At 55.4% G+C, this 17,912-nt stretch carries 15 protein-coding genes; 12 read left to right on the forward strand and 3 right to left on the reverse strand.

Annotation, left to right across the window (positions count from 1 at the left end; genetic code table 11):
- The first annotated feature begins 170 nt into the window (after positions 1 to 170).
- The 4 genes from ACR0CA_RS14570 (at position 171) to ACR0CA_RS14585 (ending at position 3,152) form a co-directional block, all read left to right on the forward strand.
- Entirely contained in the window at positions 171 to 665 is a 495-nt protein-coding gene (locus ACR0CA_RS14570) for a hypothetical protein (RefSeq protein WP_480899840.1), read from the forward strand.
- Positions 616 to 1,863, forward strand: coding sequence for an AAA family ATPase (locus ACR0CA_RS14575; protein WP_480899842.1), 1,248 nt, complete (start codon positions 616 to 618; stop codon positions 1,861 to 1,863). The genes ACR0CA_RS14570 and ACR0CA_RS14575 overlap by 50 nt, the downstream gene beginning before the upstream one ends.
- Before the next feature lie 507 nt (positions 1,864 to 2,370).
- A complete protein-coding gene (locus ACR0CA_RS14580; protein WP_480899845.1) occupies positions 2,371 to 2,868 on the forward strand; it encodes a hypothetical protein in 498 nt (165 codons plus the stop codon).
- A complete protein-coding gene (locus ACR0CA_RS14585) occupies positions 2,865 to 3,152 on the forward strand; it encodes a hypothetical protein (protein ID WP_480899846.1) in 288 nt (95 codons plus the stop codon). Before ACR0CA_RS14580 ends, ACR0CA_RS14585 begins: the two co-directional genes overlap by 4 nt.
- Before the next feature lie 404 nt (positions 3,153 to 3,556).
- Here ACR0CA_RS14585 and ACR0CA_RS14590 read toward each other — a convergent pair whose 3' ends face one another.
- Positions 3,557 to 4,468, reverse strand: a complete 912-nt coding sequence (locus tag ACR0CA_RS14590) for a LysR family transcriptional regulator (protein ID WP_170789599.1) — start codon at positions 4,466 to 4,468, stop codon at positions 3,557 to 3,559.
- 107 nt (positions 4,469 to 4,575) lie between these two features.
- On the opposite strand from ACR0CA_RS14590, the gene ACR0CA_RS14595 reads away from it, so the two are divergent.
- The 5 genes from ACR0CA_RS14595 (at position 4,576) to ACR0CA_RS14615 (ending at position 9,136) form a co-directional block, all read left to right on the forward strand.
- Positions 4,576 to 5,352, forward strand: a complete 777-nt coding sequence (locus ACR0CA_RS14595; RefSeq protein WP_480899848.1) for a CmcJ/NvfI family oxidoreductase — start codon at positions 4,576 to 4,578, stop codon at positions 5,350 to 5,352.
- Positions 5,353 to 5,364: 12 nt separating this feature from the next.
- On the forward strand, positions 5,365 to 6,330 hold the full coding sequence (locus ACR0CA_RS14600; protein WP_480899850.1) for an LLM class oxidoreductase: 966 nt from the start codon (positions 5,365 to 5,367) through the stop codon (positions 6,328 to 6,330).
- 12 nt (positions 6,331 to 6,342) lie between these two features.
- Positions 6,343 to 7,131 (forward strand): SDR family NAD(P)-dependent oxidoreductase, encoded by a 789-nt coding sequence (locus ACR0CA_RS14605; RefSeq protein WP_480899852.1) that lies wholly within the window; start codon positions 6,343 to 6,345, stop codon positions 7,129 to 7,131.
- 91 nt (positions 7,132 to 7,222) lie between these two features.
- Entirely contained in the window at positions 7,223 to 8,068 is an 846-nt protein-coding gene (locus ACR0CA_RS14610) for an enoyl-CoA hydratase/isomerase family protein (protein WP_480550238.1), read from the forward strand.
- 81 nt (positions 8,069 to 8,149) lie between these two features.
- On the forward strand, positions 8,150 to 9,136 hold the full coding sequence (locus tag ACR0CA_RS14615; protein WP_480899854.1) for a zinc-dependent alcohol dehydrogenase family protein: 987 nt from the start codon (positions 8,150 to 8,152) through the stop codon (positions 9,134 to 9,136).
- A gap of 261 nt (positions 9,137 to 9,397) precedes the next feature.
- On the opposite strand, the gene ACR0CA_RS14620 is transcribed toward ACR0CA_RS14615, so the two are convergent.
- Positions 9,398 to 10,039, reverse strand: a complete 642-nt coding sequence (locus tag ACR0CA_RS14620) for a TetR/AcrR family transcriptional regulator (RefSeq protein ID WP_480550234.1) — start codon at positions 10,037 to 10,039, stop codon at positions 9,398 to 9,400.
- Positions 10,040 to 10,225: 186 nt separating this feature from the next.
- Here ACR0CA_RS14620 and ACR0CA_RS14625 point away from each other — a divergent pair, with 186 nt between their 5' ends.
- Together ACR0CA_RS14625 and ACR0CA_RS14630 are read left to right on the forward strand one after the other, a co-directional pair.
- On the forward strand, positions 10,226 to 11,287 hold the full coding sequence (locus ACR0CA_RS14625; RefSeq protein ID WP_170789592.1) for an efflux RND transporter periplasmic adaptor subunit: 1,062 nt from the start codon (positions 10,226 to 10,228) through the stop codon (positions 11,285 to 11,287).
- A gap of 12 nt (positions 11,288 to 11,299) precedes the next feature.
- Positions 11,300 to 14,443, forward strand: coding sequence for an efflux RND transporter permease subunit (locus ACR0CA_RS14630; protein ID WP_480899859.1), 3,144 nt, complete (start codon positions 11,300 to 11,302; stop codon positions 14,441 to 14,443).
- A gap of 396 nt (positions 14,444 to 14,839) precedes the next feature.
- Here the strand turns inward: ACR0CA_RS14630 and ACR0CA_RS14635 are convergent, their stop codons facing one another.
- Positions 14,840 to 15,472 carry a tyrosine-type recombinase/integrase gene (locus ACR0CA_RS14635; protein ID WP_170469282.1) on the reverse strand — a complete coding sequence of 211 codons (633 nt, stop codon included), beginning with the start codon at positions 15,470 to 15,472 and terminating at the stop codon, positions 14,840 to 14,842.
- 428 nt (positions 15,473 to 15,900) lie between these two features.
- Between ACR0CA_RS14635 and ACR0CA_RS14640 the strand changes: the two genes are divergently transcribed.
- Positions 15,901 to 17,460 (forward strand): acetolactate synthase large subunit, encoded by a 1,560-nt coding sequence (locus ACR0CA_RS14640; protein WP_480899862.1) that lies wholly within the window; start codon positions 15,901 to 15,903, stop codon positions 17,458 to 17,460.
- Positions 17,461 to 17,912 lie beyond the last annotated feature (452 nt).

The raw sequence follows: 17,912 nt of genomic DNA on the forward strand, positions 1-17,912 counted from the left end.
CGGGGAAGGCGTAGCCATAGAACGAGACAATGAAAGCCAAGCTATCGGACATTCTAAAGGACGTGTTTGCCGCCTGCACAAGCTGCAGTCGCCGCTACCCGGAAAGCATGATGGATCAAAATGGCCGGTGTCACCGATGCCAGCCCAACCGGGCAGCGTAAGGGGCGACTATGAGCAAACCGGGCAGACACCACTTTGGGAATACCGCGAAAGAGTGGTTGGCTTTCAGCGACCGCCTGCGCGAGGAACGAACATCTGCCGAACTGATCAAACTCTGTCTGGCATCCTTCTACGCCCTATCGCGCTGGCTCCGGTTTCATGTCGTGCTGCACATCGCTGCATGGGCAGAGCGACCATTTCGGAGCCTTGGCGATTTCAGAGTGGAAGCTGCCGAACGCGCAGCAAACACGCCCGCCGAAAAGTTACTGGCCGAAGTTGACGCGCTCTTTTGGCGCATGACGCCGGATCAAAAACGGGCCACGCTGGAGCGTCTGTCAAAACTGACACTCTCGGACGAGGACATAGCGTATCGCGCCCAACTGAAAGGTAACATCGATGGCCAAAAAATCCGACATGCAGCTAGTCCGCGATTTGATGAGACCGCCAGAAACCGAAATGACCTCCGATCAGCTACAGGCCAGAACCGACGCCGAACGCGAGGTTAGAACCAATGGGGCCAGGTCGAGAGAAAATGGTCCGCCTAAGTTTCCGCCGCTGGATTTCATGGGTCCATTGAATGTCGCCGAAATCCCGCCTTTGAAATTTGCCTACAGGCGGTTTTACGCGCCCGGCTATATTTCACTGACGGTTGCGCCTCCGAAGGTTGGCAAGTCGCTTCTTGGCATCGCGGAAGCGGTGGACATGGCCAGCGGTGGCAGGTTGCTGGGAGGACCAGAATTTGATCCGCTGCCGGTTCTGTATTTCAATGCCGAGGACGACATTGACGTTTTGAAGGCCCGCGTCGCAGCCACGTGTGAAGTAGGCGGCATCGATCCAGACACCATCTGTGAAAAACTGTCACTGGAAAGTGGTCACGATTGGCCCGATTTCTATTTGGTTGGGCAGAATCAGCGCAACGTGCAGATTTACGAACCGGCGTTTTCGCACCTGTTGGACCGATTCAAGGCAAACAGATTTGCCGTCGGTGTTTTCGACCCTTTGCAGGACTTATCTCGCGCCGACGAGACGAATGAAACCTTTCGCGCGCTGGGCTTGCGGATGCGCCGCTTTGCAAGGGAGTCTGGGGCTGCTGTTGGCATCGTTCACCACACTCGCAAATTGCAAAACGGGATCACGCCCACCATGGATGACGCGCGCGGTGGAAGCGCGTTGCGAGGCATAAGCCGCTTTAATCGCATCCTTGTAGGAATGGACGCCGACGAAGCAGTCTCGGCCAACGTGGACGACCACCGGCGTTATTTTCGAATTGGCGAAATAGAAAGCAATCTCGCCCCGCCGGACCCAACGGCCAATCAGTGGTTCGAGAAACAATCTGTCAAAATTGCCAATGGCGAGTTTGTGGGGGCGGCGATGCCATGGGACTGGCCGGACGATTTCGCCGGGATAACCATCGACATGACCATTCAGGTGTTCGATAGCGCGCAAAGTCTTGATCCGGAGTATCGCCGCGCCAGCGCACAAAGCGAAGGATGGTTTGGTCACGCGGTGGCCCGCATCTGCAACGTAGATTTAGAGCCCGACGCCGAAAAACGCAAAAAGGCAAATTACAAGAAAATCGCCAAATTGCTGAAAACTTGGTGCGCGTCTGGAGTGCTGAAGAAGGGCGAGTTCAAAGACAAAAGTGCGCGTCGAAACGTGCCCATTTACGACGCCGGACCTAACCATCCGATGGGATCAAATTGATGTGCGCGCGCACCCCCCATACCCCCCAAGTGCGGCGCGGTGCGCTACGCGCATAGCACCTTACACCCTTTTTCTAAGCAAAGGGTACAAGGCTGCAACCGTCACCAACATCAGGGGGAGTAGCACCAAGTGTTTTTACGTGCGCGCTTAGGTGCGCCGGTGCGCGCTAAACAAAAGGGAAACTATGACCCGCGGCCACCGAAGAAACCATCACCACCGGCGCTCAAAGCTGCCGCTCAGTTCCAAGCACCTACAAGGAATGAGTTACCCAAGAACGTCGAAACACCCATTGAAGGCCCAGCCGTGGACGCGACACCAGCGCAATCGGCTCCATCGATACCGTCGGACCTGTCGCCCGCAGAAATCGGCTGGCGAATACAGGAGCGCCGGGGGGGGTAAGGTTAAAACAAATTGCGTTGAGGCGTCACCGCACAGGGGAGCACGGAAGAATTGCTATTGTAAAATTTTGGCGGTTACATTTGCAACTAACAGCAGGTGAGAACGAGAATGGCCAGCAGAAGAAGACGCAGTGACAGTATCGCAGCAGCGCAGGAGCGCGCGCAAGCCCGAATTGGGAATTTCCCATGGCCGCTTGACCTCGTTGCTCTGCCTATTGACCCGGAACACAGAGATAAGGTTCTGGCTGTCGCCGACCGCGTTTGGCAGACCCGAATGCCAGACGACTGGCTTTCGACGGACACCGCCGTCATCGCTGAATACGCCAGAGTTCAGGTTCAAATCCTGATCATTCAGGAGCAGATGGACAGCCTCGGGGTTCTGGTCAAAAGCAAGGATGGCACACCGCAGGAAAACCCGCTGGTGTCTGTCGAAGGTGATCTTAGCCGCCGACGCATGGCGCTGGCGCGGGCGCTGCACCTTCATCTCGCCATCGATCCGCGCAACCTGATCAACAACCGGCCACGGCAGTATCACGAACCACTGTCAAAGCCTAACGACGACGCGAAAAAGAGCCTGCCTAAACACCTACGAAACCTGATCCAATGAGCGGCGTGTCTCCAATGTCGGATGACGAACTGATACGGATTCTGGGCGGTGAACCACGCTTTGACCTTTGTCCCGGCCCGGCCTCAAAACGGCTGCTATACGACTACTGTTGGAAGACGATGGCACAGAGCGTCGGAAAGGAACGGGCGAAGGCAATCGCTTTGCTCGGTGGTTTTCGCCCGCCGATCTTTCGACAGGTTCAGACCGAGGTAGCCCACCTGCGAGGTAAGTCTAAAGCGGAACTCAAGCGCATGGCGAAGAACGAGGTTAAAGCGGCTGGGTGAATTTGGCGGCTTTCATTCGGCAAACATCGTGCCAATATTATTTAACATTAAACAAACAGATTTTTAGTGCCACTGGCTCCTAGCCGGACATTCGATAAAAGTGTTGAGCGGCAGATATGCGACCGAAACCGGACTCTAAATTCTTGTTGGCTCCGCAGCTACGTCTGCTTCGACGTCCCAACGACCGTTTGTGCTGGAACTGGACGTTGGTTAGACGCGGCGTTATCGTCTGGATCAACACAAATGACCTCAGTGGGCCCGAAGCAGTCATTCGCTGCGATAAAGTCGGACGACTGCTATGCGGACAAAGCGGACTTTTGTGATTTGACAAGGCATATACGCTCAACGCCTATCTCCAACACTGGCGTCGGGGTATTTGACAGCGCGCTAAACTTAATTTGAGCTCATGTTTCCCAAGGAGGCTTTGCGCCAATCTCTGCGACGAGAAAGTCCATGAACACCCGCACTTTGGGGGACAGTACGTTGGACTTGGGATAGATCAGCCACAAGACATTGTCCTCTGCGGCTTCAAAGTTTGGAAGAACCCGTATCAAACGGCCTGATTTCAGTTGGTCATGCACGCTCCATAGAGCGTTCAAGGAAATACCGGCCCCGGCCAATGTGGCGCGGACCTGGCTTTGACCGTCGTCAATTATCAATTGACCTTTCGCCGATGCGGGGTCGAAAACCGCGTTCTCACCTTCCAGTCCTGTCAACAGGCGCGGTTGGCGGTTTTGGAAAGCAATCAAGTGGTGGTTGTTTAGATCATCAGGAGTTTTGGGCGTGCCGTGCGTGTAGAGGTAGCTTGGTGCGGCGCAAAGAATACGCTGGTCATCGGCCAGTTTGCGACCCTTGAGGCTAGTGTCGACAAGTGGCGCGTTCCTGAGTGCCAGATCATAACTTCCCTCGATCAAGTCGAACTGCACATCCGACAGACGCAGATCGATTGTGAGGTCGGGGTGCTGTTCAAGGAACTTGGGCAGAATTGGCGCGATATAGAGTTGTGCAAAACTGCTAGGCGCGGCGAAGCGCAACGTTCCTTTGATGGTTGTTCTTTGCTTGCCTAAAGCAGCAAGTGCGGCCTCTTCCTGCGCGATGATCTCTCGGGCGAAGGGCAGGAAGTCAGCACCTTCGACCGACAGTGACACTTTGCGCGTTGTGCGGTGGAGCAATTCGGAACCCAAGTTTTGCTCCAACTTGGCGAGTTTTGCGCTGGACACGGCCGGTGCCATGCCTAATGCGCGCCCCGCCGCGCTTATGTTCAGTATTTCTGCTGCCCTGACAAACAATCGCAGCGCATCTGTATCAAGTCCCATTATATAGCAAACCCGAATTATCATTCCACCGATGGGCAGTTTATATGCAAATAGATTGACGTTAAATCCCTGTAATCGATGCAACACAGCATGGACAGGAGGCGCACATGACGCGGACAGCCACAGTCAACTACCACGTCCATAAGCCCTATCGGCAAGCCTTTGAGTTGGATGCAGGCGGGATTGCAGGTAACCTGGTTTCCCCCGAATTAGGCACAACAAGCGTTACGTTGGTCGATAATCGCGCGACGACCAATACAGTTAAATTTGCGTCTGATTCTGTTGAATTCGTAGCGCTTATAACGCAGGTTCAGCACTTTTCAGGAGCCGCCTGGAAACCGATATACGATGCCGAGTTGACGGCGATGCTTTCTGACAGGCTGGGCGCGCGCGAGGTTTTGGTTTTCGACCATACGGTTCGGAAAGACGACCCGAGTGCGACGCGCAAACCCGCACGTAACGTTCACAGTGACTACAGCAAGGACGGAGCGGAACAGCGGCTTGCTGACCTGCTGGGTGCCGAGGTCGCGGCGGAATGGGCGCAAGGCCACTATGCTTTTGTTAACGTGTGGCGCCCCATAGAGCATCCGATCAACTCCGCTCCGCTTGGCTTTGTGCGCCCTTCATCGGTTGACCCGTCCGACTGGATTCTGCTGGACCTGATCTATCCCGACCGCAAGGGACAAATCATGGGGTTGGTGGAAAACCCAAAGCATAGCTGGGTCTATCAATCCAAGATGACACCAGATGAGGTCGCGATCTTCAACATCTATGACAACCAAGGCCTACCATCGGTCGCGCATAGCGCGCTCGACATGGTCGAAGATCCACGCATCTCCACCATCCGCAAAAGCATCGAAAGCCGCACACTGGTGCGCTATTAAAAGGACCCCGAGATGTTGGATAAAATGCAGCCTACTGAGTTTGCCCAGATCAACGTGGCCTATAACCGGGTGTTCCGTCGCGGGCGGTTGAGCATTGGCCTCGTGCTGCCGCTCGAAGCATACGCAGTCGGCGCCGAGCCGAATATGCTTGGACATCTAGAAGCGGCTCAGAGGGCAGAGGAACTTGGGTTTGCGGCCCTTTGGCTGCGCGACGTGCCGTTTAATGTTCCAAGCTTTGGTGATCCCGGGCAAGTTTTCGATCCATTTGTCTATCTGGGGGCATTGGCAATGGCGACGGATCGAATTGCGCTGGGAACGTCGAGTGTAATCCTGCCATTGCGTCACCCCGCGCATGTGGCCAAGGCGGCGGCGACGACCGATGTGCTCTCGGGGGGGAGGTTGCTTTTGGGCGTTGCTTCAGGTGACCGCCCCGAGGAATACCCGGCGATGAACCACAGCTTTGACGACCGAGGGGCACGGTTCCGCGACAGCATTGACTACATACGGGCGGCTGGGTCGGATTATCCTACTCATCAAAACGCCCAGGGCACTTTGTCTGGCGGAATTGACTTATTGCCAAAGCCGCATGGTACTCGACTGCCGATGCTTATTACCGGCGGTAGCCAGCAATCCCCCGATTGGGTGGCGCAGAACGGCGACGGTTGGATGACATATCCGCGGAATGCGGCGGCTCAGGGCCAAGTCATCGCAGATTACCGACGACGCGTTAGGGAAGCGGGCCAACTGGATAAACCTGTCATGCAATCGCTCTATGTCGATGTTGTTGCCGACCCTGACGAGCCTCCGCGCCCGATCCACCTTGGGTTTCAGTCTGGCACAAATTTCCTTCGCAGCTATCTGCGCGAGATTGAAACGCTCGGGATCAACCACGTCGCGCTGAACCTCAGGTTCAATCAAGCACCTATCGACGCAACCCTTGAACACTTGGCAGACACTGTGCTGCCTGACTTTTCTTAAAGGATCAGACCGATGACCAAGACCATTCTCATAACAGGTTCGACCGACGGCATTGGTTTGCTGACGGCCAAGAAGTTGGCCGCTCACGGGCACAACGTGCTGTTGCATGGCCGCAGCATTTCCAAACTGGAGAGCGCAGCTGCCGAAGTCGGTGAAAATGTCGAAACCTATGCCGCTGATCTGAGCGACCTGTCCGCGGTGCGTGAACTGGCCGAGAACGTGCGGGCCAGACATGACAGGTTGGATGTTTTGATCAACAACGCGGGGGTGCTGAAAGCCCCGCAAACCGTACTTGAGAACGGGCAGGATATCCGCTTTGTCGTCAACACTCTTGCACCGTATCTGCTGACCGATTTGCTGCAGCCGAATATTCCGGCAAACGGGCGTGTCGTGAACCTCTCATCTGCCGCACAAGCCCCGGTGAACATCAGGGCCATGCAAGGTAATGTGCCACTGGCGGATATGGAGGCCTACGCCCAAAGCAAGTTGGCGATCACCATCTGGACCCGGGAATGGGCCAAATCCCAAGCTGATGCGCCTGTGGTGGTCGCGGTAAATCCCGGATCACTTTTGGCCTCGAAAATGGTGCAAGAAGGCTTTGGCGTTGCCGGGAATGACATGAACATCGGCGCGGATATCCTGATCGAGGCCGCCCTGGGCGCGCGGTTTGCTGACGCATCAGGGACCTATTTCGACAATGACAGCGGCGCTTTCGCAAACCCGCATGCCGCAGCACTGGACATAGATCACGTTGCTGACGTCATGAGCACTATCAAAGAATTGATTAAACAGACCAACTGACCCTCTCGGCGCTAAAACGCCAAGCACTTCCATCTTTAACACCCCTCTACCCTCACGCATGCCGCGTCGAGGCCCAAGAAAGGACTGCCTGATGAAATACGAAAACTTTCAAACCTTTGACGTAGCCGTTGAGAGCGGTATCGCTACAGTGACATTCGACTTTGGCTCTGTGAATGTGCAAGGCCAGGAAATGCTGGCCGACCTGAACAGTCTGGCCATGCGGCTAGAGCGGGACCGCGACACCAAGGTCGTGATCTTTCAATCGGCCAATCCGGAAATCTGGGTCTGCCACTACGATACCGAACTACTTAAGGATATGTCGACTGAGGCCGTGTCCCGCGAGGATGCGCAACTTTTGGACCTGCAATCGGTCTGCGAGAGGATCAGCAAGGTACCACAGGCAACTATCGCAAAGCTGGAAGGGTTTGCGCGCGGCGGCGGACATGAATTGGCATTAGCACTCGACATGCGCTTTGCCGCGCGGGGCAGGTACAAGTTCATGCAGATGGAAGTCGGAATGGGCATTCTTCCCTGCGGCGGCGGTGCCTCACGTATGGCGCGTCAAACCGGCCTTGGAAAAGCGCTTGAGATCATTCTGAGCGCTCAAGACTTTGACGCAGATGATGCAGAGCGCTTGGGCACCATCAATAAAGCTTTGGAGCCGGATGAAATTGGTCCGTACGTAGCCGCGCTGGCCGAGCGGATAGCACAGTTTCCAGCAGAGTCGATCAATGCCTGCAAACAGATGGTCTACGAATCGATAGACAAACCAATTGATGAAGCGCTGAAAGCCGAAGCCTATTGGCTTTATCAGGCCACCAGCAAAACCCCGGCCGTCAAACGGTTCGCCATCGCGGATGAACAAGGTTTGGAGCACGACATCGAAAACCAGCGTAAATGGGGCGATCTGGTGATGCAGGTACAGGACATCAACTGACCTACCCCCAACACAAGTATCTAGTCAGGTGTGCGTTGTTTCGACGTGCCTCTGGCGTGGCGTTACAAAAGGAATACACCAATGAAAGCAATGGTTCTAAATTCATATGGACCCGAAGCACCGTTCGAGCTCGCAGAAATGCCTGATCCGGTGGCGACACCTGGACATGTGGTGGTCAAAATGGCCGCAGTCAGCGTTAATACCGTCGACGCTATGATCCGAAGCATGGGTGCGGACCTGCCGCTGTCCCCCAAATTGCCCGCTTTGCTTGGCATGGATTTTGCAGGCACGGTTATCGCAATTGGTGAAGGCGTGACTAACTTTGCCATAGGCGATGAGGTGTATGGCTGCGCTGGAGGTTTGATGGATTTGCCTGGCTCTCTCGCGGAATACATTAACGCGGATTCCCGTCTGATCGCACACAAACCCAAGACGCTTAGCATGCGGGAAGCTGCAGCGCTGCCTCTCGTCGGTATCACCGCCTATGAAGGGTTGACACGCGCAGATGTGAGCGAAGGGCAAACCGTGCTCGTCCAGGGCGGCGCTGGTGGTGTGGGTCATGTTGCGGTTCAAATCGCACGCCACCTTGGTGCAACAGTGTGGGCGACAGGTCGCGGCGCAGATCAGATGTCACTGATCGAGGGTCTCGGCGCGCGCCCTCTGGATTTCACAACGCAGAGTGTCGAGGACTATGTTGCGGAGCATACCGGTGGCGTCGGCTTCGACGTGGTGTTCGACAGCGTAGGTGGGTCGAACATGACGAACTCTTTCGAAGCAGCCAAGCTTAATGGCCATGTGGCCTCAACGGTCGCGATGGTCGAGATTGATTTGACTCCTGTGCATTTCAAAGGTCTATCTCTGCATGTTGTCTTCATGCTGATCCCGATGTTGCACGATGTCGGGCGGCAAACACATAGCGACATCCTGAGGATACTGGCAGATCTGGCGGATGATGGCGCGCTCAAACCGATTGTTGACGAACATAAGTTTGGGTGGGCCGACGTCGGTGCAGCTTACGCGCATCTGACGAATGGATCTGCGGTCGGAAAAGTCGTTGTGGAATTGTGATCTGATCCGGTTGGACTTAGGGCGCGCATAATTACTTGGCACACCAAATCAGTTTTCGCTGCAGTTGACGTCGCCTATCATTGCATAGCTGGCTTTGGTGCAAATTGCAGAACAGGTTGCTTTTGGCTGGGAGCAGATGTTCGGCAGAATTCGTTGAACGTCTGCTACGCGGAGCAGAGTAATCGTTTAGGCGTAGGCGTGATAGCGGCTTGGATCGTCTGCTCTCAGTGCTTGGTTGAGTTCGTTTTGGCGTAATAACGCTCAACTCAGCATTCTTTCCGAAACGTCCTCAAGAAGGGTATGAAGATCGAACTCTTCGCCTTTCTCCGCAAGCCCTTTGTCATGCAGAATGAAAGACAGCCCGTGCACGAAACTCCACAACAAAAAACCACGGCGGCGAACTTCGCCTGTGATTCCCGGTTCACCGAGACACTTTGCTACCTCAGTCAAAAGAATCCCGAAGCTTTGCTGGCCGCCTTCCTCCAGCCGGAGGTCCGCGATACGGTCTGTGAAGCCGCCAAATTTCAGTCTGAAGATCCCGGGCTCATTTAACGCGAAGGCAATATACTCCATTCCTATGGCAGTAATGCGCTCGGGAGTTCCTTCAGGAACACCTTCCAGCGCAGCCAGCATTTTGTCTCGGTGCCGATCCATTCCTTCAAGGACAGTGGCAACCAGCATTTCTGTCTTGTCTTTGAAGTGCTTGTAAGGTGCCGCGGTCGATACGCCCGCGCGTCTGCACGCCTCGGATACAGAAAAACTCTCCGGACCTTTTTCTTCAACCAACTGTCGGGTTGCTTCGATCAGTGCAGCGCGGAGATCGCCGTGATGATAGGCTTTCTTGCTAACGGACAGACCAGCCGCTTGTCTGTTTGTCGGATGATTTTTTTCGGTGCTGCTCATGATCCAACATGTGCCAGATCACGTATCTCTTGTCAAAGTGAGAACTTCTAACATATGTTAGAAACGCTAACTTGATGAGGTCCCCAAATGCCGAATCCTGCAAATTCATCTACTGAAGCGACCAAACCGAGCCTACTTGCACGTGTGTTGCGCAGCACTGTGCGCCTGGGAGTAACCGTCAGTATTATGGCCGTTGCAGCGGCCGCCGTTTACTTTGGCGCATCCGAGCTCACCCGTAGAGCGGACGCTGTACCCGCACCAGATGCCGCTGCTGTGACACCGGTGTCCGTGACACCGATCACGTCCGAGAGCGCATACACAGTCGACCGTGTATTCATCGGGCAGGTCGAACCTCAGCGTTCGGCAGATATCTCTTTCGAACTGAACGGGACGCTGGATCAAATTCTGGTGGATGAGGGCGACGAGGTTGCCAAGGGTCAACTTCTTGCGACACTGGACATCGCACTGCTGGAGGTCGAACGCGACCGTCTGACAGCATCACGTGACGCCATTGCAGCCCAACTTTCATTTGCAAAGAAAACAGTCGAGCGAAACGCGAAACTCATTGAAGAAGGCTTTACCAGTCAAGCCCGTTTGGACGAGGCCGTTTCTCAGCAGGATGAATTGCTATCCAGGATTGGCGAGTTAGATGCCGCCTTAAGTGATGTGACCGTTCGGATCGAGAAATCCAGTATCGAGGCTCCGTTTGCCGGTCAAATAACCGCGCGACACGTGGATGGCGGTGAAACTCTGCGCTCGGGCGAGTTGGTTTTGGGTATGGTCGAGGTCGTGTCGCCGCAGGTTCGGATCGGTATCCCTCTCGATGTTGATCCGGCGCTGTTGACTGACGTTGAAATCGAAATTGCAGGTCAAAGCTATCAGGCTGAGCTTGCAACTTTGCGGCCCGATATTGACCCGGTGACCCGAACCCGCACCGCGCTGTTCGGTTTGAAGTACGCGCCGGACGTTGCTTTCGGACAAACAGCACGTGTGCATGTACTCGAACCCGTCCAAAGTGCGGGGACCTGGGTGCCTACAACATCTCTGAAGGAAGGAACTCGCGGGCAATGGACACTGCTCGTTGCCGATGCGCAAAAGACTGTGCGCCTGGCGACTGTCGAAGTGCTACATGCCGAAGATGACCGCGTCTTTGTGCGTGGCGCGTTTCCGAAAGGCACCGTCTTGATTGATCAGGGGCCGCAGCGAGTCAGCGTTGGTCAGCGCGTTGTCTTCAACACTGGCGAGTAACGGAGCGATTTGATGGAAACTCTTACCTTTCGCCATCCCCGACTGGTCGCCCTGATCATTTTATTGCTTGTATCTGCAGGTCTGTCTTCGTTCCTATCACTTGGGCGGCAGGAAGATCCTACGATCACCAACCTCTTCGCAACTGTAACGACACAGTTCCCGGGTGCAGATCCAGAACGGGTTGAAGCGCTGGTGACTGCAGAAATCGAAGAAGAGCTGCGGAAAATCGCCGAGGTGGATGAGATCAGTTCTGTATCCCGTTCGGGCGTGTCGGTTGTTTCGGTAGAGTTGCTGGAAACGCTAGATGAAGCCACCATTGAGCAGGTTTGGGCCGAGGCTAGGGACGCCGTTGAAGATGCGCGCCAGATTTTTCCCACAGGAGTATTGCCACCGGAATTCGATGCCGAGGGCATTTCTGCCTATTCTGCGGTCATTGCAGTTGCGGCCGAGGATCCAGACTTTCCGTTAACTTTGCTGTCACGCCATGCCGAAGCACTGGGCGACAGATTGCGTGCGATACCTGCCACACGAGCAGTGGACTATTTCGGTCAGCCGGAAGAAGAGGTGCTCGTAAGTGTGGATATGGACAAGGCCGCTGCACTTGGGCTTGGCGCTGCCGAGATTTCCCAGCGGATCACCGAAGCAGACGGAAAGGTTCAGTCTGGGCGGTTGCAATCTGATGTCGACCTGACCATCGGCGTCAGCGGAGAAATTGAGAGTTTGGATCGCATTCGGAGCATCGTCCTGCGTGAAAACGCAGGCGGCGCCGTGGTGAAGCTCGGAGATATTGCCAGCGTAGACCGGGGCGCACGCGAACCGCAGTCCTCAATCGCGTTTGCCAACGGAAAGCCCTCCGTTTTGGTCGGGATTCTGGCGCAGGACGGCGTACAGATCGACCGTTGGACAGGCTTCCTTCGGGATGAGCTTGATGCCGGTGCCGCGTCGGTACCTTTGGGCATGCAGGAAATACTGCTGTTTGATCAAAGCCAGTACACGACGGATCGTTTGTCAGAGGTTGGGGCCAACATGGCCATTGGCGTGGCTCTGGTCGTGGCAGTTTTGTTTGTTACGTTAGGGGTTCGGGCAGCCGCGATTGTGGCTTTGGTTTTGCCGGTTGTCTCATTGGCAACCCTGGCGACGATGAACATGATTGGACTGCCAATCCATCAGATGTCTGTGACCGGACTGATTGTCGCCCTCGGTCTGCTCGTTGACGCAGCCATCGTGATGACCGATGAAATTCGACGTCGTCTGCAGGATGGGATGGAGCGACTGGCAGCCGTGCGAGATGCTGTTCGCAGGTTGGCCGCGCCATTGCTGGCATCGACCGTGACAACGGCGCTTGCCTTCACGCCGATGATCTTGCTGCCAGGACCCGCAGGCGATTTTGTCGGCGCCATCGCCATCGCCGTGGTTCTTATGCTTGTCTGGTCCCTAGTTGTGGCCTTGACTGTGACTCCGGCGATTGCGGGCTGGCTACTGTCCGATCGCCCAGACGCAGGAATGCTGAGCCGCGGTATCAGCATCCCGCCACTTGCCCGTATGTTCGAGGCCTCAATTCGATTGTCAGTCGCCAATCCGGTGCGATCTATCGCGTTGGCATTGATCTTGCCGGTGCTTGGCTTTGCCGCCTTTCCAACGCTGACCGCGCAATTCTTCCCGGGCGTCGACCGCAACCAATTCTATATCGAAGTCGACATGCCGGGTGGAGCGTCAATTGCCACCACCGAAGCAACCACCCGCCAGATCGATGAAATGCTGCTGGCTGACGACGGCGTCAAAAGCGTCTACTGGACCGTCGGAGAGTCCGGCCCGGCATTCTACTACAATATCGTTGGAAACCGCTCACGCGAGCCTGGGTTTGCACAAGCTATGATCACGACCGACACGGCCGACGACGCCGCCCGCCTTGTTGGAACGTTGCAGAGTCGTCTGGATACCGACTTTCCCGACGCGCAGATCATCGTTCGCAGTCTTGTTCAGGGCCCTCCGGTCGCCGCACCGGTTGAAGTCAAAATTCAGGGACAGGATATCACGGTTTTGCGTGATCTGGGCGACGAGGTGCGTTCAGTCATGGCCAATCTCGATCTGGTGACCCAGGCGCGCGCCAGCGTGAACGGCGGCAACCCTCAAATCCGGTTCGAGATTGATGAGGTCAAAGCGCGTCTGCTGGGACTGGACGTGGCCGATATAGCTGTTCAGCTGGACACGGCGCTTGTTGGCATCACCGGTGGATCACTGATCGAAGGGACTGAACAGTTGCCGGTGCGTGTTCGTCTCGGCGACGAGGTGCGATCAGACCTAAGCGCCATTGTCAGTATGCCGATCTTGCTGCCCAATGCTGCCTCCATATCCGCGATCGGAGTTTTCCCCGCTGTACCTTTGTCGGAACTAGCCAGACCGGTGATCGAACCTGCGGAAAGCGTTATAACCCGAACGGATGGCGTGCGCGAAAACACCATACAGGCGTTTATCGTACCTGGTGTTTTGCCCGAAGAGGCTTTGCAGGACATACTAGAAGCGCTTGATGCGTCCGGGTTTGCGTTGCCGCTAGGCTATTCGATGTCCTTAGGCGGCGACAGTGATTCCCGATCGAACACCGTGGGCAATCTGCTTGCCTCTGTTGGTTTGATTGTCACACTCTCCATCGCGACCATCGTTCTGACCTTTAACTCGTTCCGGCTGACGCTCGTGACCTTGGTCGTGTGCGTTTTGTCTGCAGGCCTTTCAATGCTGTCGCTGGCCGTCATGCAATTCCCGTTCGGAATTACGGCGATCATCGGAGTCATCGGCTCGATCGGGGTTTCGATCAACGCGGCGATCATAATTCTGACCGGGTTGCAACAAGACGTTGACGCAAGCCAAGGTGACCGAGCGGCCATGGCGCGCGTCGTGACTGGTTCAAGTCGGCACATCATCTCGACAACGATCACAACCTTTGGCGGCTTCCTACCCCTGATCATAGCTGGGGGAGCATTTTGGCCACCATTCGCCGTTGCAATCGCCGGGGGTGTGCTGTTGTCGACTGTCGTATCGTTTTATTTCACCCCACCCGTGTTCGCGTTGGTGTATCGTGGAAAGTTCGACAAACGGCTTGACGCAAAAAACCAGCATTCCCAGCCTCAAGAAGCTAGTGTTGCGCTTGTAGCAGAGTGAGGATCGAGACTACTTCTCCTTGCGAGTTGTTATGTTTCAAAGCCTTCGTTGTTCGAAGCAAGGTTCAATTTCTGCTATGGGTCGCACGCTGAACTTTGCAAAGTCTGATTTCTGCGCATAGCCGCCGTCGGTTGATCGCGCAGCATCGGTCACTATGGGCTCGAAGAGGATGTTCGCCGCACTTTTCATGAGTGACTGCTTACTTCGCACAAGCAGTCACTTGGGTGTGATGACGCCCCAGCTACTGACCTGAGCCCAGCGATCCGGGCGGGAGATTCAACTCAATCGACGACGATGGTGACGCTCGTTTCGGCTCAGAAGCCCGGTGGATGGTCGACACTCATGCGACAATTGCCAGTCACGAAAAGCGGGCGACTCTTGCCGCCCGCTTAATCTTCACACGTCGATCTTTTCTGCGATACTCAGCGCGTCTTCCAATTCAACGCCAAGATATCGAACTGTGCTGTCAACCTTGGTGTGGCCAAGCAAGAGCTGCACCGCGCGTAGATTGCCCGTTTTCCGGTAGATCAGTGCCGCTTTTGTGCGTCTCAGCGAATGCGTGCCGTAACCGTTTGGCTCCAAACCAATCGCCGACACCCAATCGCGGACCAAACGCGCGTACTGTCGCGTCGATATATGCGGCCTTTCGTGGAAGCGGCTTGGGAAAAGGAAATTGCGTCCAAGCATCTCCGGGCGACATACCCAGGTCCAGATGGACTGGCGGGTATTTTCCGAAACCTCGAATTTGACTGGCCGATTTGTTTTGCTCTGGACAACTGTCACGCGTTCGCGGACCCGATCACCAGCAACAAGATCGGCTACGTTCAAACGAACGAGATCGCAGCCTCGCAGCTTGCTATCGATCGCAAGATTGAAGAGTGCCAAGTCCCTGAGATTGTCCGAGAGTTCAAGCCGGGCGCGGATGGCCCAGACCTGCTTCGCGAGAAGCGGGCGTTTCTGGCCTATATGGCGACCTTTGTTCCACGGCGGGCGCTTCGGTGTGATGGCAGGAAGTTGAATAATGGACATCGTTTGTCCTCCATCCTTCCCTCCCTCTCCAGGCACCGACACCGTGTCGACCAACTGAATCTATCAGGGAGCTAAAGACAGGTTTCATCAGAGTACGCGACGTTCGTTAGCAGCGCAGCGTATGACCGCATCGAGCCCAGAGCAGACTAAGTGGTTTTTAGTCTTAACCTAATATCACTCATCCCTGAGGTGTGTACCAAATTGGTGATGCGTAGGCCCATCTCACCTCAAGTACGAATACTTTCGCTCCAAGTTCTGGCTCCGCCAAAAAGGTACGGTCGTAAATCCGGTAACTGCTCCACGTCGCGAGCGGCTTCGGTACTATGCGTCAAAAGTGATCGTGCCGGGAGGAAAATATGTTTAGAAAGAAGGCCTTTTCGTGCGAGCATTGTCATCAAATGATCGCTTGAAATCAGGCTAGGGATAAAATGAACGGCGCTCAATCACTCGTAAAAACCCTATTAAACAATGGTGTAAATACGGTCTTCGCAAATCCCGGCACCTCGGAAATGCACTTTGTCGCTGCCTTGGATGAACACCCGGAAATGAATTGCATTCTTTGCCTGTTTGAAGGCGGCACGACGGGTGCTGCAGACGGGTATTTTCGCATGAAGCGAGACGTCGCCGGCACGCTCCTGCATCTTGCACCCGGCTTTGGCAACGCCTTTGCCAATCTGCACAATGCCCGAAAAGCGGGGTCCGGAATCGTGAATGTAGTGGGCGATCACGCAACGCATCACCTCCGTTATGAAAGTCCTTTGAAGGGAGACATCCTCGGTATCAGCCAGGCGGTCAGTCATTGGACACGTGTGTCGTCCAATGCCACCGACGTAGCCACGGACGGAGCGGCTGCGGTTCAGGCGGCCCGCGCGCGCAACGGTCAGATCGCAACGCTGGTCCTGCCTGCCGACACAGCTTGGAACAAAGCGAACGCAGCGGTAAACCGATTAGACAACCAAGAAAGCCTTCATCGACCGTCAACAAGCGATATAGAGGCCGCGGCGGCAAGGCTTGTGACGCCGAACGCCGCGCTAATGATTGGCGGATCAGCTCTGTTTGGACCCCAGCGTGAACTGGCTGGCAAGATCGCTGCCACGACGGGGTGCCGTTTGTTGGCTGATACTCTGATACCGCGCATTTCCAAAGGCGCAGGAACAGCAAGGCTAGATCAACTGGTCTATCCGATATCGCCCAAGATCGCTCAGCTTGAAGCAACCTCTTCGGTCACTCTGCTTGGCGCAGATAGGCCAGTCGCCTTTTTTGCCTATCCCGGGAAACCGAGCGTGCCCGAACCTCCGCATTGCCCCATTACGGACTTGTGCAAGCCCACGGATGATATCGAGTGGACGCTGCAAGCGCTCGCCGACACGGTCGGGGTCACAAGCAAAACGGCGACGGAAACCCATCCGCTCGACCTGCCAGACATTCCCATCGGACAGTTGACCCTCGAAAAAGTTGGTTTGGCGTTGGCCGCGCTGATCCCGGAAAACGCGATCATCTGCAATGAATCCGTGACGTCCGGGTTTCATGTCATGCCACCGACAGCTACCGCCCACCCGCATGACCTACTCGCAGGCTCCGGCGGCGCGATTGGGTTGTGTTTGCCTTGTGCGACGGGTGCGGCTATCGCCTGCCCCGACCGAAAAGTCATCGCCCTAACCGGCGACGGGTCCGCCATGTATACTCTTCAATCATTGTGGACCATGGCCCGCGAAAATCTGGACGTGACAATCGTTGTGTTTGCGAACCGCGGTTATCAAATCCTGCGCGATGAACTCACAAACGTCGGCGTGGCGAGCTATGGTCAGAATGCTCAGGCTATGTTTGACGTGGTGAACCCGACGTTGGACTGGGTTTCGCTGGCGAAAGGCCATGGTGTTCCGGGGACACGCGCAGATGACATGGACAGCTTCGCAAAGGCGCTCTCCGCCGGTCTCTCCAGCGAAGGGCCATCGCTGATTGAAGTTGTGTGTCCACCGCCCGCATGAGTATTCTGACACGGAACCTGAAAAGCAGATGAGACTAGGGGTGCAAATTGAGGATCAATTTTATTTGATACTGTGAAATGACTTTGCGATGGACCAAACGGCGGCCAAATTACCGCTTTGTCCGCAGAGTAGACGTTCGATGAAGCATGCTCCAGTGTCCGCTTTGCGGACGAAACGGCCATTCGCCGCAAGTTTGCCAACGACCGCTTTTGGGGAAGCCAGTCGAAGGCGGCGGTATATGATCAACAATGGTGCCGAAACTTGGTGAGACAAAGGCTCATTCTTGAAGGGTTTTGGGCCACGTCAAACTCATCCGTTTTCTACGGACATACAACTCCCGTATGAATTGTGCGTCACAACAGCACCCAATCCCCAGAAGTTTGACCTAGATTGGCTCAGTGTTACGTTCAAGGTGATAAACTCGAAATCACTGGATCAAGAAGGTACGAAAC

This window comes from Ruegeria sp. F12, from assembly GCF_056533885.1.